We start from the raw sequence: 20246 nt of genomic DNA on the forward strand, positions 1-20246 counted from the left end.
AACATAGACTAACCATTGCTGATTAATCGTTACAAAATGGACTAAAACAGCGAATCAGACCAAAATCCCCCCATTGCATTCGTGAAAAAATGGTGAGAACATCAATCACAACAAATCACCAAATGATTACTTGTGACGTATTTCAGAGGAAAACATGATGAGTAAAATAGAGACCATTTCGCGAGAATCCTGGATCCTGAGCACTTTCCCGGAGTGGGGGAGCTGGCTAAATGAAGAGATTGAACAAGAGCAGGTCGCGCCGGGGACCTTTGCGATGTGGTGGCTTGGCTGCACTGGAATCTGGCTGAAATCAGAAGGGGGCGCCAACGTCTGTGTCGATTTCTGGTGCGGTACCGGCAAACAGAGCCATGGCAACCCGTTGATGAAGCAGGGCCACCAGATGCAGCGCATGGCTGGGGTGAAAAAGCTGCAGCCTAACCTGCGCACCACGCCTTTCGTGCTGGATCCTTTCGCTATTCGCCAGATCGATGCCGTACTGGCAACACACGATCATAACGATCATATCGACGTCAACGTTGCCGCCGCGGTCATGCAGAACTGTGCCGATAACGTGCCGTTTATCGGCCCGCAAACCTGCGTAGACTTGTGGACAGGCTGGGGCGTGCCGAAAGAACGCTGTATCGTGGTAAAACCGGGCGACATCGTTAAAGTTAAAGACATTGAAATTCATGCGCTTGATGCCTTTGACCGTACCGCGCTGATTACGCTGCCGGCGGACCAGAAAGCGGCCGGCGTGCTGCCGGACGGTATGGACGCGCGCGCAGTGAACTATCTGTTCAAAACCCCAGGCGGAACCCTGTACCACAGCGGCGACTCCCACTATTCCAACTACTACGCGAAACACGGCAACGAGCATCATATTGACGTGGCGCTGGGCTCTTATGGAGAGAACCCGCGCGGGATTACCGACAAAATGACCAGCGCCGATATCCTGCGTATGGGGGAAGCGCTGAACGCCAAAGTTGTGATTCCGTTCCACCACGATATCTGGTCAAACTTCCAGGCCGATCCGCAGGAAATTCGTGTGCTGTGGGAGATGAAAAAAGATCGCCTGAAGTACGGATTCAAACCCTTTATCTGGCAAGTGGGCGGCAAATTTACCTGGCCGCTGGATAAAGACAACTTTGAATACCATTATCCGCGCGGTTTTGACGACTGCTTCACGATTGAACCGGATCTGCCTTTCAAATCGTTCCTGTAGTCAGGCTTCCCGGCATCGCTACGCTCGGCTGAGCACAACGATGCCGGGGAATTCCGCCACCTTTTCCCCTTCCCCCGCGTATATAGTTTTAGTAATTTGCTGATATTTCAAATATCATCTTTACTCATCATTTTTTTTCGGAATAGCTCATGACGGAAGCGCAAAGACATCAGATTCTACTGGAACTGCTGGCACAGGCGGGCTTTGTTACAGTAGAGCAGGTGATTTCCCGTCTGGGGATTTCCCCCGCGACGGCTCGCCGGGATATCAACAAACTGGATGAAAGCGGCAAGCTGAAGAAGGTGCGTAACGGTGCCGAAGCCATCAGTCAGCAGGCCCCGCGCTGGTCGCCAATGAACATTCACCAGGCGCAAAACCACGATGAAAAGGTGCGCATCGCCAAAGCCGCCGCACAACTGGTGATGCCCGGCGAGAGCGTGGTCATCAACTGCGGTTCAACGGCCTTTCTGGTCGGCCAGGAAATTTGCGGCAAACCGGTGCAGATCATCACCAACTATCTGCCGCTGGCGAACTATCTGATCGACAAAGAACACGACAGCGTAATCATCATGGGGGGTCAGTACAACCGCAGCCACGCGATTACGCTGAGCCCACAGGGCAGCGAGAATAGCCTGTACGCCGGCCACTGGATGTTTACCAGCGGTAAAGGGCTAACGGCGGAGGGGTTGTACAAAACCGACATGCTTACCGCGATGGCAGAACAGAAAATGCTCAATGTCGTCGGTAAACTGGCGGTGCTGGTCGACAGCAGTAAGGTTGGCGAGCGCGCAGGCATGCTGTTCAGCCGCGCCGATGAGATAGATTTGCTCATCACCGGCAAGCAGGCCGACCCGGAGATCCTCAAAAAGCTGGAGGATCAAGGCGTGCAGGTGATCCGCGTTTAAAGATGCTGGCGGAAAAACGCCACCGTGCTGTCCAGCGCCTCTGGCGTAATACGGTGGCGAACGCCCGCCTGCCAGAGGCAGGTGAGATGCGTATCCAGCCCGGCATCCCGCAACGCCTGCTGCAGGCGGAAGGTTTCTCCGGCTGGCACCACATCATCTTCTTCACCGTGCCACAGTAACAGTGGCCTGTCGGACAGGCGCGCCAGCTGATGGCCCACGTCCCATTTTGCCAGCGGAGCCATCAGGCGTTCCCGCTGCTGTGGCTGAGGTGGAAACAGCGTAGCGGAAAGCCCGGTGAAATAGCCCGAGCCCATCAGGCTGGCGACACACTTCAGTTCGGGATGATGCGTCATCAACCCCAGCGCGGTCATGCCCCCCATCGATGCGCCTGCCACCGCCAGCCGCCCTTCGCTCACCATTCCGCTTGCCAGTAGCGCGTCGCGCAGTGCCGGAAACTCGGTGAAATTCTGTAGCAGAATCTGCCAGAAATGCTGCAATCGCTCGGCACCGTCGCCGTTATAACGCTCGCCGTGTTCCGCGGCATTGGGCATCACCACCCGAAAACCGCCCTGCGCCAGCGCCACGGCAAAATAGCTATAAACCAGGTTAGAAGAGGTAAATCCGTGATAAAACACGATAGTCGGCAGCGCCTTTTCCGCGCCTCCTTTAGGCCAGGCATGCAGAACTTGCTGCCCTGCTAATGTGCGAGTTTCCAGTTCAATCATCGGGCCTCTCCTTTAGCTATGCTGATATAGCAGACGAAATGGATTCAATAATGTAACGACAATACCCCTGATTGATAACATTGAGAACCCGGTTACGGTTTCAGGTTATTTTCATTCGAAAATAGCGCTATGGTTAACAAATCAGGAACATTAACCCAAAAGGGAAATTTTTCCCCACTACACTATGGCTATCAGGAAACGGGAAATGACGATAAAACGGTTAATCCCACTGTTGTTGGCGCTCTTGCTGAGCGGTTGTACCCTGTTGGAAGGCACGCCTGAAGCGCCGCCTCCGGCAACCGACCACCCGCAGGAGATTCGTCGCAACCAGACGGAAGGTTTGCAGCGCATGGGTACAGTCAGCGCGCTGATCTACGGCTCGCCGATGGACGTTGAAGAGACCATCAGGGCGAAAGCCACCGCGCAGAAAGCGGATTACTACGTGATCGTGATGATAGACGATACCGTCGTGCCCGGGCAGTGGTATTCGCAGGCAATCCTTTACCGTAAGTAACCTTGAGCAGCTTTACGTAGGTTTGCACCGTTTCACGTTTCCTTGATGCACAATGACGCCTCTGTCGGAGTACGGAACATGCGTCTGCTATGGACTGCCCTGGTGGGTTAAATGAAATGGAGCTGACGATGAAACAATCACTTACCTTATCTACCCTGCTTTTGTCAGGCGGCACGCACGCTGCTGCGGCGCAATCGGCAGAGTTCGCCAGTGCTGATTGTGTCACCGGGCTCAATGAGATCGGCCTGATTTCAGTGAACAATGTCGCCGGAAGTCTGGAAGACGTCGAACAGGTTATCGCCCGTAAGGCAGATGAACAGGGTGCCTCCTGGTATCGTATTGTTCAGATGTACGAAGAACCCCAGCAAGATAACTGGCGTGCACAGGCGATTATCTATGCCTGAGACCAGCCGCTAAAGGAAGAAGCGTTCATCTATCACGCTTCTTCCCCCCTTCATGTACTACCTTCCCCTGCCCGTCGCCCGATGTAATACTTCGCTTATCACCTGTTCAGGCAGCAGCACGCCGCCGCGCGGATCGAGCATCATCCGACACCAGGCCTGAGCCACAGGTGGAGATGCATAGCGCAGCATTTGCGCGCCTACCCCCAGCAAATAGAGTTGCCCGGTAATCTCACGGCCCTGAGCTTGTGACGGCTTGCGTAGCCGCTGCTGAAGCTGACGCCAGTGGCGATCGAAATGGCGATCCAGGCCCTTCACCTCCGCACACTCAGCCGCCAGCAGCGCAAGCGCATCCGGCTGTTTCATCAGCACGCGCAGCACATCGAGACACATAATATTGCCGGAGCCTTCCCAGATGCTGTTCACCGGCATCTCGCGATACAGGCGTGGTAGCTCGCTCTCTTCGCAGTAGCCTATCCCACCCAGCACCTCCATCGCCTCAGCCACGAACGGAATGCCCGCTTTGCAGATGGCGAACTTGGCGGCGGGCGTGAAGAGTCGCGCCCACAGCGCGTCGTGTGGCTGCTCCCAGGCGTTGGCCAGGCGGAACAGGAACGCCGTCTGCCCCTCGAGCTGGAGCGCCATCTTACCCAGCACCTGACGCATCAGCGGCAGATCAACCAGGTTATGCCCGAACGCTTGCCTCTGGAAGGCATGATACAGCGCCACCGACAAGGCGCGGCGCATCAAACTGTGGCTGCCCAGCGCGCAGTCAAAGCGCGTCAGGCCGCCCATTTTGAGGATCTGCCGAATCCCCTCGCCTTCTTCGCCCAACGCCCAGCCGAGCGCCTGCTGAAACTCTGCTTCGCTGCTGGCATTCGCGCGGTTGCCCAGCTTGTCTTTCAATCGCTCAAGGCGAATGGCGTTGCGCGTGCCATCAGGCAGCAGTCGCGGCACAAAGAAGCAGGTCAGTCCGCCATTGGCCTGCGCCAGCACCAGATGGGCATCGCTCTGAGGTACCGAGAAAAACCATTTATGTCCGGTAAGCTGATAGCTGCCATCCTCCAGCCGCTCTGCACGCGTACTGTTACTCAGCACATCCGAACCACCCTGCTTTTCGGTCATCCCCATGCCAATCAGCAGACCCCGCTTTTGCACACCAGGCAGCTGATGCGGATCGTAGCGGTCGCTCAGCAACGGCGTGCGCCAGTCGGCAAACAGCGACGGCAGTGCTTGTTGTAATAGCGGTGTGGCGGCGAAAGTCATGGTAATCGGGCATAGCGTGCCGGCTTCCACCTGCGCATGCAGCATAAAGCGCGCGGCGCGAGCCACAAACGCGCCGCTGCGCGCGTCTTCTTCCCAGGGAAGGTTGTGCACACGGTTGGCGCACAGCCCCTGCATCAACAGATGCCAGGCCGGGTGAAAACGCACGTCGTCCAACCGCTGCCCCTGGGGGTCATAGCGTAAAAGCTCTGGGGGATGGGCGTTCGCCAGCCTGCCTAACTCTAAGGACTCGGCGGTACCCAGCTGCTGTCCGATACTCGCCAGCAGCTCGCTATCCCAACTGGCGCCGTGGCGAGTAATGGCGTCGCAAAGTGCGGTATCAGAAAGGAACAGGTTACTGTTATTTAAGGGAACAGGCTGATTGAAAACGGTGTGAGTTTGCCAGTGCATTGTGTCTCCCTCCGTCAATAGGCAACAGATTAATTATGGACGGTCAGGGACGATGCACAATAAAAAGCCACCCAAAAGGGTGGCCAGGATCAAACTGTAGAGGTTGCGCGTTAGCTGCGCTGGCGTACCGCTTCGAACAGACAGATACCCGTCGCCACGGAGACGTTCAGCGAAGAGACAGTCCCCGCCATCGGGATGCTGATCAGCTCGTCGCAGTGCTCACGGGTCAGACGGCGCATACCTTCGCCTTCCGCGCCCATCACCAATGCCATCGCGCCGGTCATTTTGCTCTGGTACAGCGTGTGGGTCGCTTCACCGGCAGTGCCGACAATCCATACGTTCTCTTCCTGCAGCATGCGCATGGTGCGCGCCAGGTTGGTCACGCGGATCAGCGGTACGCTTTCGGCGGCGCCGCAGGCCACTTTTTTCGCCGTTGCATTCAGCTGTGCCGAGCGATCTTTCGGCACGATAACCGCGTGCACGCCAGCGGCATCGGCGCTACGCAGGCAAGCACCGAGGTTATGTGGGTCGGTCACGCCGTCGAGGATCAGCAGGAACGGGCTGTCGAGTGAAGCGATCAGATCCGGCAGATCGTTTTCCTGATACTGACGGCCCGGCTTCACGCGTGCGATGATGCCCTGGTGCACGGCACCTTCGCTTTTCTCATCCAGGTACTGACGGTTCGCCAGCTGAATCACCACACCCTGCGCTTCCAGCGCGTGGATCAGCGGCATCAGGCGCTTATCGTCGCGGCCTTTCAGAATAAACACTTCCTGAAAACGTTCAGGTGCGCGCTCCAGCAGTGCCTGCACCGCATGGATACCGTAAATCATTTCACTCATTAAAAGTACTCGTTTGAGGCGGGAATGCGCCGGATTATATGGGCAATACCCATGTTGTTACGGCTATTATAACCGACAACGCCCGCAGAGCGAATGCTCCGCGGGCGAAGGATCTGTCTGGGTGATAATCAGATTAAGCGATCGATGTTTTCGACCGCCCGCCGCTCATGCCAGGAGGTAAAGATTGCCGCCATCAGGTTCATCACCCGCAGCACTTCCGCGTTTTTTACCATCGGTTCAGCACCATCGAGGATAACCTCCGCCACATTGTCGTAGAAGCCAACCCGCGGAGATAACGGTTTCGGCAACGGCCACGTGACTACCGCATCCTCATTGGGCGGCGCCATGGTTTTAGTTAAACCGACGCCGGCCTGGATGGGTAAAGGGTCAGTGACCTCCGCCTGTCTATCGGGCGCGACCACGTATCCGCTGAGATCCCAATCGGCGATCAGCGCAGTGCCCTCCGTCCCCTTCACATACCAGCGCGGCAGCTTAATATAGTTTGTCGTACCGACCTCAATATGCGCGGTCAGACCGCTGGTAAAGGTAATATGCGCGGTAAAACCATCGTCAACCTCATGACCCAGCGCGTAGCTAAGTGAAGCGTAAACCCGGTTAATCTCGCTGCGGTCCAGTAGCAGTAGCTGATCCAGCAAATGAACACCCCAGTCAAGCACCATCCCTCCGCCCTGCGCCGGGCTGTGCCGCCAGTCTCCAGGAATGCCGTTAGCGCCCTGCACCCGAGATTCAAGATGAAAAATCTCGCCGATCGATTTGTCCTGCTGTAGGCGGCGGACGATCAGGTAGTCATCGTCCCAGCGTCGGTTCTGATGCACCATAAAAACACGTCCGACTTTTTCCGCAACGGCCAGCACCTCCTGGAACTCCAATGTCGTCAGGGTCACGGGCTTTTCGCATATCACATGCTTACCGGCTTCCAGCGCTCGAATGGCCAGCGCTTTGTGCACGTCGTTAGGTGTGGCAATCAGCACCAACGCGACATCTTTATCATCAAGCAGCGCATCAAAACTCGGATACGCGACCAGGCCATGTGATAGAGCCAATCGCAGACGGGAAGCGTTAATATCAAACGCGCCTTTTACCCGTATCCGTTCGCTGGCATGCGCCAGATTGACGTGATACGCCCCCATACCGCCATAGCCGACAATCGCCATCTGTAGAAAGTTACCGTCCATCGCTATACCCACCACATATTCAACGGCTGTTCACGAATCAATATCGATTGCAGATGAGTGACCGCCCGCGCAAACCCTTCCTCCACCGACATCAACGGGTCTTCATGCTCAATGCTGACCACGTAGTCATAACCCCATGTGCGCAGCGCGCTCATGATATCCGCCCATTGCTGGATGCTGTGACCATAACCCACCGTGCGGAAATTCCACGCGCGCGTGCGGACATCGCCGTAGGGCTGCATATCAGTCAGGCCATACATGTTGATATTGTCCTGATCCAACCAGGTATCTTTGGCATGGAAGTGATGAATCGCCCCCTTTTCACCCAGGATCTTAATGGCCGCGACCGGATCGATACCCTGCCACCACAGATGACTAGGGTCGAGGTTGGCGCCAATAGCGTCGCAGGTTGCTTCACGCAGTTTCAGTAGGGTATACGGCGTGTGGCACAGAAAACCGCCATGCAACTCAATGCCAATTTTCACCTGATGCGCCTGCGCCAGAAGGCCAATTTCCCGCCAGTAGGGGATAAGCCTGTTTTCCCATTGCCAGGTCTTAATATCGCTGTACACCGTCGGCCAGGCCACTACCGGCCAGTTGGGCGCCGTTGCATGCTCATCGCTTCCTGCTGTTCCGGAAAATGTATTCACTACCGGCACGCCCAGCAGCGACGCCAGCTTAATCGTTTTGCGTAACAGGGCATCGGCCGCTTCGCGCTCAGCTTTTACCGGCGAAATAGGATTATCGTGACAGCTCAAGGCGCTGATAATGATTCCCCGGGATTGGAATTTTGCTAAATACGCTGCCCGGCTGGTTTCGCTGGCTAATAGCTCATCAATAGGACAGTGGTGGTTTCCCGGGCAGCCGCCGGTGCCCACCTCCACAGCATCCAGTCCCGCTTGCTGGACTTTATCCAACATTTCATCCAGAGAGAGGTCGGCAAATAATGGAGTAAATACACCAAGTTTCATTTTTCCGCTCCTGAAATCGGGTAGTCGTTTTTATCTTTACCATACACGGGATAGCAGTTACCGCGTGGCGCACAATATTCCACGCCATTACAGATAATTTTCTGGATATGCGTGTTGTAATAGGTAGGATAGCTTTCATGGCCGGGCTGAAAATAAAATATTCGCCCGTTACCGCGCTTATAGGTAATACCACTGCGAAAAACGTTCCCGCCCTCAAACCAGCTTAAAAGCAGCGTTTCATCCGGGACAGGAATATCAAAATGTTCACCGTACATTTCTTCTTTTTCGAGCACGAAGCTTTCAGGAATTCCTTTTACAATATCATGCGTGGGATCAATAACAAAAATACGCTCCTGTTCATCGGCTTCACGCCATTTCAGGTCGCAGCTGGTTCCCATGAGTCTCATGAATATTTTTGACATATGCCCGGAGTGCAGGACAATCAACCCCATTCCTTTCAGCACCCGTTGCTGAATACGTGCCACGACGCTATCGTCGACTTCATTATGGGCAATATGCCCCCACCAGATTAAAACATCCGTCTCATTCAGCACCGCGTCGGTTAAACCATGTTCGGGCTCATCCAGCGTTGCCGTTCGGGTCGTAAACCCCGCCGTCTGCAAAAAAGAGGCGATTTGCCCGTGGATACCTTGCGGGTAAACGGCGGCAATCGCCGGGTCCTGCTGCTCATGACGATACTCATTCCAGACCGTAACGCGAGTCATTAGATCATCCCCTCTACGAAAAATAGACCGGCTGCCCCGTTTCGGCAGATTGGTAGATGGCTTCGAGAATTTGCGTCACCACCAGCGCCTGCTGCGGCGTCACCACTAACGGGCTGTCGTGACGTACGGCGTCAATCCAGGCCTGGGCCTCCAACAACGCGGGGTCATCATCGGCGGCATCGTAAAAGTCAACGCCATCGCTACCCAGTTGAATCTGTTTTTCAAACGTCGCGCCATAGGCTTCGCCATTAATCCGTAAACCGTCCTGCATATCCGCCCCCCCTCTGGTGCCTGAAAGTGAGGTTTTTGCTTCACCGGTATCCAACGTATTAAGCGCCCAACTCGACTCCAGAACGATCGTCGCACCGTCTTCCATGGTGATAAAACCGAACGCCGAGTCTTCGACGGTGAACTTCTGCGGATCCCAGGGCCCCCAGGCATTAGCGGCATCTTTCATTGAGGACAATTTATGGTAGGTATTGCCCACGACATATTTGGGCCGGTAATTGTTCATCATCCACAGCGTCAGGTCCAACGCATGGGTGCCAATATCAATCAGCGGGCCGCCGCCCTGCGCTTCTTCGTCCAGAAAAACGCCCCATGTGGGTACCGCGCGGCGGCGAATAGCTTTGGCTTTCGCGTAGTAAATCTCTCCCAGTTCACCGTTTTCGCATACCCGATGCAAATAACGGGAGTCTTTACGAAAGCGGTTCTGGTAGCCCACGGTTAGCTTTTTTCCGGTACGCAACGCCGCATCCACCATTGCCTGAGCTTCGGCCGCGGTTTTTGCCATCGGCTTTTCGCACATCACGTGCTTACCGGCTTCCAGTGCGGCAATAGAAATAGATGAATGCGAAATATTTGGCGTGCAGACATGAATAACATCAATATTTTTATCGGCCAGCAGTTCACGATAGTCAATATAGACCTGAGCGCCCTCCGCGCCATATTCTTGTTGGGCTTTCTGCGCGCGTTCAATTTCAATATCACAAAACGCTACGATTTCAACATCGGGAAGCTGGGCGAGCGAGGGAAGATGTTTACCATTTGCAATACCGCCGCAGCCAATAATACCGATTCGGATCATACTCCGGTAACCTCCGTTTAATTTATGTACACTAACATGGTACAAAACAACGGAGACTAATTCGTCCCGGCTTTTAGCTCATTTTATCCCGGATATTGACTTTTTATATTGGCGCGGCGCGACACCTGTATCCTGTTTAAAAACGTGATGAAAATTTTTTACGCTAGTAAAACCAACGCGTTCCGCCACTTCCGAGATAGAAAGATCTTCATTGAGTAACAACCACTTGGCTCTATTCAGGCGGTAATTATGTAAAAAACGAATAAATGTGGTACCGGTATTGTTTTTAAAGAAACGGGTAAAATAGCAGACGTTAAATCCCATAAATTTGGCTATATCATCCAAAGTTAGAGATTCATGATAATGATGTTCAACATAGGAGAATATGCGATCCAGCCGGGCCAGAGTCTTTTCTGATTTAAAGGCCGCTGTGGCATTCAGGGGGCGCGCTGGGTGATGCTGGCTTATCGGCACCTCCCGATAAATCAAAGCAATCATCTCCAACAGCCGGGCCTTAATCACATACTTGTAGCCAACGGTCCGTTCTTCATCCTCCCGATTAATCGCCAGCAGTAGATTCTGCATCGCCAACGTTGTCGCGGATGGCCATTGCTGGCTGTGGGTACACATTGTTGATAACCGATGTCGCAGACCTGGCTGGCCGTCGAGTTGCAGGGCTTCATCACCATGAAAAAGAAAGGCGTCAAACTGGACAACAATTCTCTCGCTATTGGGTGATGCCAGAAAGTAATGCGTGTCTCCGGCATTGATAAACTGAATCTCGCCTGCACGCATCACGATCGGAATATCGTTGACGCCAAGATGAAGCACACCGCGGGTGACATAGATTATCTCCACCATTTTATGCCAGTGGGGATAAGCCAGTACTTCACCTTTATGGACAAAGCGCCGAAACGGAAACTCACGCGCAAGATGGGGTATCTCAAGGTAGTGACTCACTGTCATTGTCTCCCTGACGTATCCTTACTTACTGCTCGCTAATAAAATACCCCTCACCAAAGGAGAGGGGTATTGAAAGCATTACTCTGCTATTTTCTTCTTCGCCGCCCGCTTCGCTTTAGTGGCGGCAGCTATCTTCTGCGTCTTCGCCGAAGGCTTTTTGGCCTTCTTCGCCGCCCCCTTTTCGCTGGAAGCAGGTTTCGCTTTCGCCTTACCTTTCTTCTCGCCGCGGAAGGCGCTGTCCGGTTCGAAGTTCACGCGCTTGCCAACCTGACGGCGTTTACCGCCCGGTTTGCCACCGGCTTCTTTCTTCGATTTTTCGCGTGCGGTTTTACCAACGTTGCGCGGGCCGCGCTCGCTGGAGATCAGCGAGAAGTCGATTTTGCGCTCGTCCATATTCACCGCTTCGACGCGAACTTCTACACGGTCGCCAAGGCGATAAGTCTGGCCGCCGGATTCACCGATCAGACGCTGGCCAACCTGGTCAAAGCGATAGTAGTCGTTATCGAGCGAGGAGACATGCACCAGGCCATCGATAAACAGCTCATCCAGACGGACGAAGAAGCCAAAGCCGGTGACGCTGGCAATCACGCCGTTAAAGACATTGCCCACCTGATCCTGCATAAAGTCGCATTTCAGCCAGTCGGAAACGTCACGAGTCGCTTCATCAGCGCGGCGTTCGGTCATCGAACAGTGCTGGCCAAGTTGCAGCATCTCTTCCATGGAATAGTGGTAGCCGCCGGTCTCGGTGCTATTGCCCTTATGCCCCTGCTCTTTCGCCAGCAGGTACTTGATGGCACGGTGCAGCGACAGGTCAGGATAACGACGAATCGGTGAGGTAAAGTGCGCATAGGATTGCAGCGCCAGGCCGAAGTGACCGCGGTTTTCCGGATCGTAAATCGCCTGCTTCATCGAACGCAGCAGCATGGTTTGCAGCATTTCGGCATCCGGTCTGTCGGCAACGGATTCCAGCAGCTCAGCGTAGTCGCGCGGCTCCGGTTTGTTGCCGCCCGGCAATTCCAGGCCCAGTTCCGACAGCACGGAACGGAACGCGGTGATCGCTTCAGTCGTTGGCTTGTCGTGAATACGGAACAGCGCAGGCTCTTTGGCTTTCTCAACGAAACGCGCCGCCGAGATGTTGGCCAGGATCATGCACTCTTCAATCAGCTTGTGCGCGTCGTTACGCTGGGTCTGTTCAATACGCTCGATACGACGATCGGCGTTGAAGATAAACTTCGCTTCTTCGCTTTCAAACGAGATCCCGCCGCGTTCGGCACGCGCCTGATCCAGCACTTTATAGAGGTTATGCAGCTCTTCAATGTGTTTGACCAGCGGCGCGTACTGTTCGCGCAGTTCCTGATCGCCCTGCAGCATATGCCAGACTTTGGTATAAGTCAGACGCGCATGCGAGCTCATCACCGCTTCATAGAATTTAAAGCCGGTTAAACGCCCTTTGTTTGAGACGGTCATTTCACAGACCATACATAAACGGTCAACCTGCGGGTTCAGCGAACACAGGCCGTTGGAGAGCACTTCCGGCAGCATCGGGACGACCTGCGTGGGGAAGTAAACGGACGTCCCGCGACTGCGGGCCTCGTTGTCCAGCGGTGTCGGAGGTCGAACGTAGTAGCTTACGTCAGCAATCGCGACCCACAAACGCCAGCCGCCGCCGCGTTTTTTCTCACAGTAGACCGCATCATCAAAGTCGCGGGCGTCTTCGCCATCGATGGTGACCAGCGGTAAATCGCGCAGATCAACGCGGCCAATTTTGGCCTCTTCCGGCACTTCTTCTTTTAATCCAGCTACCTGCGCTTCTACCGCTGGCGGCCAGACATAAGGAATTTCATGGGTGCGCAGCGCCATTTCAACGGCCACGCCGGTCCCCATGTTATCGCCAAGCACTTCGACGATTTTGCCGATCGCTTTGGTACGACGGGTTGGGCGCTGGGTCAGTTCGACCACCACCACAAAGCCCATACGCGCGCCCATTAGCGACTCTGGCGGGATAAGGATATCAAAGCTCAGACGGCTGTCGTCCGGGACCACAAAGCCGACGCCCGCGTCGGTAAAGTAGCGGCCAACAATCTGTGCGTTACGCGGCACCAGCACGCGAACGATGCGCGCTTCGCGACGACCTTTACGGTCGGCACCTAGCGGCTGCGCCAGAACTTCATCGCCGTGCATGCACATCTTCATCTGCTCACTCGACAGGTACAGGTCATCCTTGCGCCCTTCGACGCGCAGGAAGCCATAACCATCGCGATGGCCGATAACCATGCCTTTTAGCAGGTCCAGACGTTCCGGCAGCGCGTAGCACTGGCGGCGAGTGAAGACCAGTTGCCCGTCACGCTCCATCGCGCGCAGGCGGCGGCGAAGCGCTTCGATTTGCTCTTCGCCTTCAATATTCAGCTCAGCGGCCAGTTCTTCACGATTAGCCGGTTTTTCACGTTTTGTTAAATGTTCGAGGATAAATTCCCGGCTAGGGATAGGATTAGCGTATTTTTCAGCTTCGCGTTGCTGGAAAGGATCTTGTGACATCTCGGTTCCTCCGTTGTCATCTCTGGTGAAGATATTCGTCACTCCACCAGCAATAATTTGTATAGCGGTTGATTGTGTTCAACCAAATCGGCCAGTGTGTAGTTATCCAGCTCCTTGAGAAAACTTTGCACGGCTTGAGATAACGCCTGTTTCAAACGGCAGGCAGGCGTAATGTGGCAAAACTCGCTACTGCAGTTCACCAACGACAGTGGTTCGAGTTCGCGCACCACGTCCCCCACGCGAATATCCTTAGCCGGTTTACCCAGTCGGATACCGCCATTTTTCCCGCGCACCGCCGTCACGTACCCGGCGCGGCTCAGCTGATTGATAATTTTAACCATATGGTTACGCGACACGCCGTAGACCTCGGTTACCTCCGAGATGCTGGTCATATTGCCTTCCGGCAGCGATGCCATGTAAATCAGCGCGCGTAGTCCATAATCGGTAAAACTTGTTAACTGCACATCAACCTCAGGGAAAAGGGGAAAAACAGGATGAGCCTGTTGATATTAATTATATTGATGATAAACCAGCCAGCCTGTGAGCCGCTAATTTATTTCTTTCGGGAAGGAAAAAAGCGAGGGTTTAACGCACGATTAAGCCGGATGACGACGCTTCGCGTCTTATCCGGCCTACAAAGCGAGTAGGCCTGATAAGCGCAGCGCCATCAGGCGCTGCACCATGAACCAAAATTACGCGTCGAACGGGTCGCGCAGAATCATGGTTTCAGTACGGTCTGGGCCAGTTGAAATAATATCAATCGGCACGCCGGTCAGTTCTTCAATACGCTTGATGTAGTTCAGCGCTGCCTGTGGCAGGCCACTACGTTCCTTCACACCAAAGGTGGTTTCAGACCAGCCCGGCATGGTTTCGTAGATTGGCTCGATACCTTCCCAATCATCCGCCGCCAGCGGGGTGGTGGTCACTTCGCGGCCATCCGGCATGCGGTAGCCCACGCAGATCTTCACTTCTTTCAGGCCGTCCAGAACATCCAGCTTGGTCAGGCAGAAGCCAGACAGCGAGTTGATCTGCACAGCACGACGTACGGCAACCGCGTCCAGCCAGCCGGTACGACGACGACGGCCGGTGGTAGCGCCGAATTCGTTACCCTGCTTGCACAGGAACTCACCGGTTTCATCAAACAGTTCGGTCGGGAACGGACCAGCACCCACGCGAGTGGAGTACGCTTTGATGATACCCAGTACGTAGTCAACATAGCGCGGGCCAAGGCCAGAACCGGTTGCTACGCCACCTGCGGTGGTGTTGGAAGAGGTTACGTACGGATAGGTACCGTGGTCGATATCCAGCAGCGTACCCTGCGCACCTTCGAACATCACGAAGTCACCGCGTTTACGCGCCTGGTCCAGCAGGTCAGAAACGTCAACCACCATGCTGGTCAGGATGTCGGCAACCGCCATCACGTCGTCCAGTACTTTCTGGTAGTCAACTGCGTCAACTTTATAGAAGTTCACCAGCTGGAAGTTGTGATATTCCATCACTTCTTTCAGTTTGTCGGCGAAAGTCGCTTTATCGAAGAGATCGCCCACGCGCAGACCGCGACGAGCCACTTTATCTTCGTAAGCCGGGCCGATACCACGACCGGTCGTACCGATAGCTTTGGAGCCACGCGCTTTTTCGCGAGCGTTATCCAGTGCGACGTGATAGTCGAGGATTAACGGGCATGCTTCGGAAAGCAGCAGACGTTCGCGAACCGGGATACCACGGTCTTCCAGGCCTTTCATCTCTTTCATCAGCGCAGCCGGAGACAGCACAACACCGTTACCGATGATGCTGGTTACATTCTCGCGGAGAATACCTGATGGAATAAGATGGAGGACGGTTTTTTCACCGTTGATTACGAGAGTATGGCCTGCGTTGTGGCCACCCTGATAGCGAACAACATATTTTGCACGCTCAGTCAGAAGATCGACGATCTTCCCTTTACCTTCGTCACCCCATTGGGTGCCCAGTACGACGACGTTGTTACCCATTTTTCAAAATCACCCATTGCTTAAAAATGGATTCTACCATCGCTTTTTCAGATATACAGCACTTTTTCACCACAAAATGGCACTTTGGCGCTGGCTTTTTAATCAGCCAATCGTTTTCGTCAACATGTAGTAGATCACTACGCCAGCAACCACAAGACCGCCGCCAAATCGACGTAACATCGTATCCGGTAATTGTGTCATCGTAGAAATCATCTTACGCCATGCTTTCGGATAGAGCATCGGACCGAGGCCCTCGAGAACTAACACCAGCGCAAGGGCCAGCCAGATTGTGGAATTCATTTTTCATCCTTATAAAAGAAAACCACCGGCTCCCGAAGGAGGCGGTGGTTTTATTCAGGCGACCGCGCGCTTAGCGAGCGGTGGTACCCGGGTTTTTCATATAGCGGAAGAAATCGCTATCCGGGCTCAGCACCATCACGTCCTGATTGCTGTCGAAGCTCTTCTCGTAAGCACGCAGGCTACGGATAAAGGCGTAGAAGTCCGGGTCCTGGCTGAAGGCATCAGCGAACAGCTTAGCTGCTTCGGCATCGCCTTCACCGCGCAGGATACGACCCTGACGCTCCGCTTCTGCCAGCGTCTTCGTCACTTCATAGTCGGCGGTAGCGCGCAGTTTTTCTGCCTCTTCCTGACCCTGAGAACGGTGACGACGAGCAACGGCTTCACGCTCGGCACGCATACGGTTGTAGATAGCTTCAGACACTTCGGTCGGCAGGTTGATCTGCTTGATACGCACATCGACCACTTCAATACCTAACGCCGCCATACTGTTCGGGTTAATGGTTGGCCCTTTGATGTTCGCCTGCTGCTCAACGCGCTCTGCGGCTTCCGCAATCGCGCTATCGGCTGCCGGAGTAGCCACTTCATCTTCCGCACCGGAAGAACCGGAGTTCAGGGCATCGCGAACTTCCAGGGTCAGACGACCGCGGGAGTCGGTAACGATGTCTTTCACGTCCAGACGACCAATTTCAGAACGCAGACGGTCAGAGAACTTACGCTTCAGCAGCACTTCGGCCTGGGAGACGTCGCCGCCGCCGGTCGCCAGGAAGTAACGGCTAAAGTCGCTGATGCGCCACTTGATGTAGGAATCGACGATCAGGTCTTTCTTCTCTTTGGTCACGAAACGATCGGCCTGGTTATCCATGGTCTGGATACGCGCGTCCAGCATTTTCACCGACTGAATGAACGGCACCTTAAAGTGCAGGCCCGGCTCATAAATCAACGGTTTCTTATCGCTGTCGCGCACCACGCTGCTGAACTGGAACTTAATTCCGCGCTCGCCTTCTTTAACCACGAAGATAGAGGTGTACAGCACTACCAGCACGATGATGATAATCGCAATAACTGACTTACGCATCGTTATTCCCCCTGACGCTGGTAGTCGTTACGCTGCGCGTTGGCGCGGCGTTGGTCCATGATATTGCCCTGACTGGCAGACGAGGTGTTGCTCGCGCTACTGCTGGAAGAGGACGCAGGCGGCAGGCGCAACAGGTTATTCGCACCACTGCTATCGCTCTTTGCTGCCGGGGCGTTGCCGCCTTTCAGCATCTGATCCAGCGGCAGCACCATCAGGTTGCCGTTCTTGTTGTCGCTAACCAGCACTTTGCGGGTATGGCTCAGCACTTTCTCCATGGTCTCGATATACAGACGCTCGCGGGTAATCTGCGGAGCAGCTTTATATTCCGGCAGGATCTTGGCAAAGCGAGCCACTTCACCCTGTGCTTCCAGCACGGTCTGAGTCTTATACGCACGCGCTTCTTCCAGAATACGCTGCGCCTGACCGTTAGCACGCGGCTGAACTTCGTTGGTGTACGCTTCAGCTTCACGGATGTACTGCTGCTCGTTCTCACGTGCGGCAATCGCATCATCGAAGGAAGACTTCACTTCTTCCGGCGGACGAGCGGCCTGGAAGTTGACGTCCAGCAGGGTAATACCCATGTTGTACGGACGAATGGTCTCTTCCAGCTCGCGCTGGGTATCGCTACGAATAACGGTACGACCTTCGGTCAGGATACGGTCCATGGTGTATTTACCGATGACGCCACGCAGGGCGCTGTCGGTGGCCTGGCGCAGACTGTCGTCGGCGCTGGTCACGCTAAACAGATAGCGCTGCGGATCGGTCACACGGTACTGCACGTTCATTTCGACGCGCACGACGTTTTCATCGGAAGTCAGCATCACGCCAGACGCGGCCAGTTCGCGTACGGCTTCCACGTTCACCGGTGTCACTTCATCGATGAAGGTCGGCTTCCAGTTCAGACCCGGCTCAACCAGGTGGCTGAACTTACCAAAGCGCGTCACAACACCGCGCTCGGCTTCTTTAATGGTATAGAACCCGCTGGCCGCCCAAATGACGACCACGGCAGCTGCCGCGATACCGACAATGCGTCCGCCCATCGGGCTGCGTGGCCCCTGAGACGAGCCGCTGCCGGAACCGCCCTTACCGCCCCCAAAACCACCGAGCTTCTTGCTCAGCTTACGGAAGATATCATCCAAATCCGGCGGCCCCTGATCGCGACCGCCTTTATTTCCATTCCCCCCGGAGTTGCCGCCTTGGTTATTGCTGCTTCCCCACGGGTCGCGGTCTTGTCCGTTATTACCGGGCTGATTCCACGCCATGTTTATGCTCCATATTTGTTATGCGGTGATATACCTTTTCCCAGTCCAGATCATTTGGCTGATAACCGCGACGCCGTCCTGGTTGTCGCGGTCGCGCTGAGGCGACCTGAACCGCTGGGTGCCCAAAGGGCTAATGTTTTCAGGCAAGCTGCACGGTCAGACGACGTAGTCTGCCAGTGTCGGTTCTTGTTTACAGAGGCGACGCCAGTCGACAATCGGCATACGAACCTGCAGATTGACGCAGCCATCTTCCTCCATCCACTCTTTTTCGATTGCCTGAAGCTGATAAAAGCGACTACGCAAACGCCCTTCCTGCGGAGGTAAACGCAACGTATGCTGCGCCACTTCGCCGGCCAGTCGTTCGGTCAACGCCTGAAAAAGGAGTGGTATCCCTACCCCGGTTTGTGCAGACAGCCACACCCGGATAGGTTTGTTCTCTTCATCACGGTCGATACGCGGCTCAAAATCGTCGAGCATATCGATCTTATTCATCACCAGCAGGGTCGGAATCTCGTGCGCGTCGATCTCTTCGAGAACGGTATTTACCGCATCGATGTTTTCCTGCACACGAACGTCCGCGGCGTCAATCACGTGCAGCAGCAGCGTGGCTTCGCGCGTTTCCTGCAATGTGGCCTTAAATGCCGCCACCAGGTCATGTGGCAGGTGGCGAATAAAGCCTACGGTATCGGCCAGCACCGTTTCACCCACATCCGTCACGTCTATACGACGCAGCGTCGGATCAAGGGTGGCAAACAACTGGTCAGCGGCGTAGACCTCTGCCTGCGTGATGTGGTTAAACAGCGTCGATTTCCCGGCGTTGGTGTATCCCACCAGCGATACCGTCGGAACATCGGCCTTCACACGCGAGCGGCGCCCCTGCTCGCGCTGTTTCTCCACGCGCTCAATGCGCGAGAGGATTTGCATAATACGGTTACGCAGCAAACGACGGTCGGTTTCGAGCTGGGTTTCACCCGGGCCGCGCAAACCGATACCGCCTTTTTGTCTTTCAAGGTGCGTCCAGCCGCGCACCAAGCGCGTGGCCAGATGGCGCAGCTGCGCCAGCTCAACCTGCAGCTTACCTTCATGGGTACGCGCACGCTGAGCAAAAATATCTAAGATCAGACCGGTACGGTCGATAACCCGGCATTGACACAGGGCCTCAAGGTTACGCTCCTGTGCTGGGCTTAGTGCGTGATCAAACAGCACAACGGAAGCACCTGTCGCTTTGACGGCTTCCGCAATCTCGACAGCCTTACCTTCACCAACAAAATATTTTGGGTGCGGCGCTTTACGGCTACCAGTAATCACCTGCATTGCTTCGACACCGGCGGAAGAGACCAGACATTCAAACTCCTGGAGGTCTTCCATATCTTTGTCTTGCGTAAAATAGATGTGTACCAGCACCGCCTGCTCACCGGCGTCATAACGGTCAAACAAGCGTTATATCTCCTGAAATACCAGCGGGGAACCCAGACATGCTGGCTCCCCGACATGGATTAACAGCCATCAACCTTATTCGGTTTCTTCGCTGTCTTGCTGTGCAGAACCCTGCGCGTTGCTACCGTGATGGTAGTTGCTACCGGTGCCGCCGCCAGCATTGTTGCTGTGATGGGAAACCGGACGGGACGGAACAACGGTAGAAATTGCGTGCTTATAGACCATCTGGCTGACCGTGTTTTTCAACAGGATCACGAACTGATCGAAAGACTCAATTTGCCCTTGCAGCTTAATACCATTCACCAAATAAATAGAAACTGGAACACGTTCCCGACGCAGTGCGTTCAGGAACGGATCTTGTAAAGATTGCCCCTTAGCCATTCTCTCTTTTCCTTATATGCTTATTTGTACTTATACACGC

At 54.8% G+C, this 20246-nt stretch carries 20 protein-coding genes; 4 read left to right on the forward strand and 16 right to left on the reverse strand.

Annotated features, from left to right (window positions below; translation table 11 throughout):
• The first annotated feature begins 157 nt into the window (after positions 1-157).
• Both ulaG and ulaR read left to right on the forward strand, forming a co-directional pair.
• Entirely contained in the window at positions 158-1222 is a 1065-nt protein-coding gene (gene ulaG / locus NNN71_RS14245) for an L-ascorbate 6-phosphate lactonase (RefSeq protein WP_249023376.1), read from the forward strand.
• A 149-nt stretch (positions 1223-1371) separates the two neighbouring features.
• A complete protein-coding gene (ulaR, locus tag NNN71_RS14250; protein WP_167577052.1) occupies positions 1372-2127 on the forward strand; it encodes an HTH-type transcriptional regulator UlaR in 756 nt (251 codons plus the stop codon).
• On the opposite strand, the gene yjfP is transcribed toward ulaR, so the two are convergent.
• On the reverse strand, positions 2124-2852 hold the full coding sequence (gene yjfP, locus NNN71_RS14255; RefSeq protein ID WP_163445852.1) for an esterase: 729 nt from the start codon (positions 2850-2852) through the stop codon (positions 2124-2126). The two genes, ulaR and yjfP, sit on opposite strands and share 4 nt — an antisense overlap.
• A gap of 205 nt (positions 2853-3057) precedes the next feature.
• On the opposite strand from yjfP, the gene bsmA reads away from it, so the two are divergent.
• Together bsmA and yjfN are read left to right on the forward strand one after the other, a co-directional pair.
• A complete protein-coding gene (gene bsmA, locus NNN71_RS14260; RefSeq protein WP_271458761.1) occupies positions 3058-3366 on the forward strand; it encodes a biofilm peroxide resistance protein BsmA in 309 nt (102 codons plus the stop codon).
• Between the two features lie 116 nt (positions 3367-3482).
• Positions 3483-3770 (forward strand): DUF1471 family protease activator YjfN, encoded by a 288-nt coding sequence (gene yjfN / locus NNN71_RS14265; RefSeq protein WP_074398809.1) that lies wholly within the window; start codon positions 3483-3485, stop codon positions 3768-3770.
• A 57-nt stretch (positions 3771-3827) separates the two neighbouring features.
• Here the strand turns inward: yjfN and NNN71_RS14270 are convergent, their stop codons facing one another.
• The 15 genes from NNN71_RS14270 to hfq form a co-directional block, all read right to left on the reverse strand.
• Entirely contained in the window at positions 3828-5441 is a 1614-nt protein-coding gene (locus tag NNN71_RS14270) for an isovaleryl-CoA dehydrogenase (RefSeq protein WP_271458762.1), read from the reverse strand.
• 110 nt (positions 5442-5551) lie between these two features.
• Entirely contained in the window at positions 5552-6283 is a 732-nt protein-coding gene (gene rlmB, locus NNN71_RS14275; RefSeq protein ID WP_163445856.1) for a 23S rRNA (guanosine(2251)-2'-O)-methyltransferase RlmB, read from the reverse strand.
• A 128-nt stretch (positions 6284-6411) separates the two neighbouring features.
• Positions 6412-7479: a Gfo/Idh/MocA family protein gene (locus tag NNN71_RS14280; RefSeq protein WP_167577056.1), complete on the reverse strand. Its 1068-nt coding sequence runs from the start codon at positions 7477-7479 to the stop codon at positions 6412-6414.
• Between the two features lie 2 nt (positions 7480-7481).
• Entirely contained in the window at positions 7482-8450 is a 969-nt protein-coding gene (locus NNN71_RS14285) for a sugar phosphate isomerase/epimerase family protein (protein ID WP_167577057.1), read from the reverse strand.
• The gene (locus NNN71_RS14290) at positions 8447-9175 is read right to left on the reverse strand and encodes a ThuA domain-containing protein (RefSeq protein ID WP_271458763.1); all 729 of its coding nucleotides are present in this window, start codon (positions 9173-9175) and stop codon (positions 8447-8449) included. The genes NNN71_RS14285 and NNN71_RS14290 overlap by 4 nt, the downstream gene beginning before the upstream one ends.
• A 13-nt stretch (positions 9176-9188) precedes the next feature.
• On the reverse strand, positions 9189-10262 hold the full coding sequence (locus NNN71_RS14295; RefSeq protein WP_167577059.1) for a Gfo/Idh/MocA family protein: 1074 nt from the start codon (positions 10260-10262) through the stop codon (positions 9189-9191).
• Positions 10263-10340: 78 nt separating this feature from the next.
• On the reverse strand, positions 10341-11228 hold the full coding sequence (locus NNN71_RS14300) for a helix-turn-helix transcriptional regulator (RefSeq protein WP_271458764.1): 888 nt from the start codon (positions 11226-11228) through the stop codon (positions 10341-10343).
• 75 nt (positions 11229-11303) lie between these two features.
• The gene (rnr, locus tag NNN71_RS14305) at positions 11304-13760 is read right to left on the reverse strand and encodes a ribonuclease R (RefSeq protein ID WP_167577061.1); all 2457 of its coding nucleotides are present in this window, start codon (positions 13758-13760) and stop codon (positions 11304-11306) included.
• A gap of 38 nt (positions 13761-13798) precedes the next feature.
• Complete coding sequence (gene nsrR, locus NNN71_RS14310; protein WP_064546863.1) at positions 13799-14224, reverse strand: nitric oxide-sensing transcriptional repressor NsrR; 426 nt, start codon at positions 14222-14224, stop codon at positions 13799-13801.
• Positions 14225-14452: 228 nt separating this feature from the next.
• Complete coding sequence (locus NNN71_RS14315) at positions 14453-15751, reverse strand: adenylosuccinate synthase (RefSeq protein ID WP_163445863.1); 1299 nt, start codon at positions 15749-15751, stop codon at positions 14453-14455.
• Between the two features lie 102 nt (positions 15752-15853).
• Positions 15854-16051, reverse strand: coding sequence for a DUF2065 domain-containing protein (locus tag NNN71_RS14320; RefSeq protein WP_064546860.1), 198 nt, complete (start codon positions 16049-16051; stop codon positions 15854-15856).
• A gap of 70 nt (positions 16052-16121) precedes the next feature.
• Positions 16122-17126: a protease modulator HflC gene (gene hflC, locus NNN71_RS14325; protein WP_064546859.1), complete on the reverse strand. Its 1005-nt coding sequence runs from the start codon at positions 17124-17126 to the stop codon at positions 16122-16124.
• A 2-nt stretch (positions 17127-17128) separates the two neighbouring features.
• A complete protein-coding gene (gene hflK, locus NNN71_RS14330; protein ID WP_163445864.1) occupies positions 17129-18388 on the reverse strand; it encodes an FtsH protease activity modulator HflK in 1260 nt (419 codons plus the stop codon).
• Between the two features lie 156 nt (positions 18389-18544).
• Entirely contained in the window at positions 18545-19825 is a 1281-nt protein-coding gene (gene hflX / locus NNN71_RS14335; protein ID WP_271458765.1) for a ribosome rescue GTPase HflX, read from the reverse strand.
• Between the two features lie 75 nt (positions 19826-19900).
• The gene (gene hfq / locus NNN71_RS14340) at positions 19901-20206 is read right to left on the reverse strand and encodes an RNA chaperone Hfq (protein ID WP_052284691.1); all 306 of its coding nucleotides are present in this window, start codon (positions 20204-20206) and stop codon (positions 19901-19903) included.
• Between the last annotated feature and the right edge of the window lie 40 nt (positions 20207-20246).

Source organism: Kluyvera sp. Awk 3 (assembly GCF_028069715.1).
Taxonomy (GTDB): Bacteria; Pseudomonadota; Gammaproteobacteria; order Enterobacterales; family Enterobacteriaceae; genus Kluyvera; species Kluyvera georgiana_A.

Bases quoted from the DNA above. Each gene is read 5' to 3' on its own strand.
- ulaG (WP_249023376.1), top strand. From the start codon at position 158: ATGAGTAAAATAGAGACCATTTCGCGAGAATCCTGGATCCTGAGCACT.
- ulaR (WP_167577052.1), top strand. From the start codon at position 1,372: ATGACGGAAGCGCAAAGACATCAGATTCTACTGGAACTGCTGGCACAG.
- yjfP (WP_163445852.1), bottom strand. From the start codon at position 2,852: ATGATTGAACTGGAAACTCGCACATTAGCAGGGCAGCAAGTTCTGCAT.
- bsmA (WP_271458761.1), top strand. From the start codon at position 3,058: ATGACGATAAAACGGTTAATCCCACTGTTGTTGGCGCTCTTGCTGAGC.
- yjfN (WP_074398809.1), top strand. From the start codon at position 3,483: ATGGAGCTGACGATGAAACAATCACTTACCTTATCTACCCTGCTTTTG.
- NNN71_RS14270 (WP_271458762.1), bottom strand. From the start codon at position 5,441: ATGCACTGGCAAACTCACACCGTTTTCAATCAGCCTGTTCCCTTAAAT.
- rlmB (WP_163445856.1), bottom strand. From the start codon at position 6,283: ATGAGTGAAATGATTTACGGTATCCATGCGGTGCAGGCACTGCTGGAG.
- NNN71_RS14280 (WP_167577056.1), bottom strand. From the start codon at position 7,479: ATGGACGGTAACTTTCTACAGATGGCGATTGTCGGCTATGGCGGTATG.
- NNN71_RS14285 (WP_167577057.1), bottom strand. From the start codon at position 8,450: ATGAAACTTGGTGTATTTACTCCATTATTTGCCGACCTCTCTCTGGAT.
- NNN71_RS14290 (WP_271458763.1), bottom strand. From the start codon at position 9,175: ATGACTCGCGTTACGGTCTGGAATGAGTATCGTCATGAGCAGCAGGAC.
- NNN71_RS14295 (WP_167577059.1), bottom strand. From the start codon at position 10,262: ATGATCCGAATCGGTATTATTGGCTGCGGCGGTATTGCAAATGGTAAA.
- NNN71_RS14300 (WP_271458764.1), bottom strand. From the start codon at position 11,228: ATGACAGTGAGTCACTACCTTGAGATACCCCATCTTGCGCGTGAGTTT.
- rnr (WP_167577061.1), bottom strand. From the start codon at position 13,760: ATGTCACAAGATCCTTTCCAGCAACGCGAAGCTGAAAAATACGCTAAT.
- NNN71_RS14315 (WP_163445863.1), bottom strand. From the start codon at position 15,751: ATGGGTAACAACGTCGTCGTACTGGGCACCCAATGGGGTGACGAAGGT.
- NNN71_RS14320 (WP_064546860.1), bottom strand. From the start codon at position 16,051: ATGAATTCCACAATCTGGCTGGCCCTTGCGCTGGTGTTAGTTCTCGAG.
- hflC (WP_064546859.1), bottom strand. From the start codon at position 17,126: ATGCGTAAGTCAGTTATTGCGATTATCATCATCGTGCTGGTAGTGCTG.
- hflK (WP_163445864.1), bottom strand. From the start codon at position 18,388: ATGGCGTGGAATCAGCCCGGTAATAACGGACAAGACCGCGACCCGTGG.
- hfq (WP_052284691.1), bottom strand. From the start codon at position 20,206: ATGGCTAAGGGGCAATCTTTACAAGATCCGTTCCTGAACGCACTGCGT.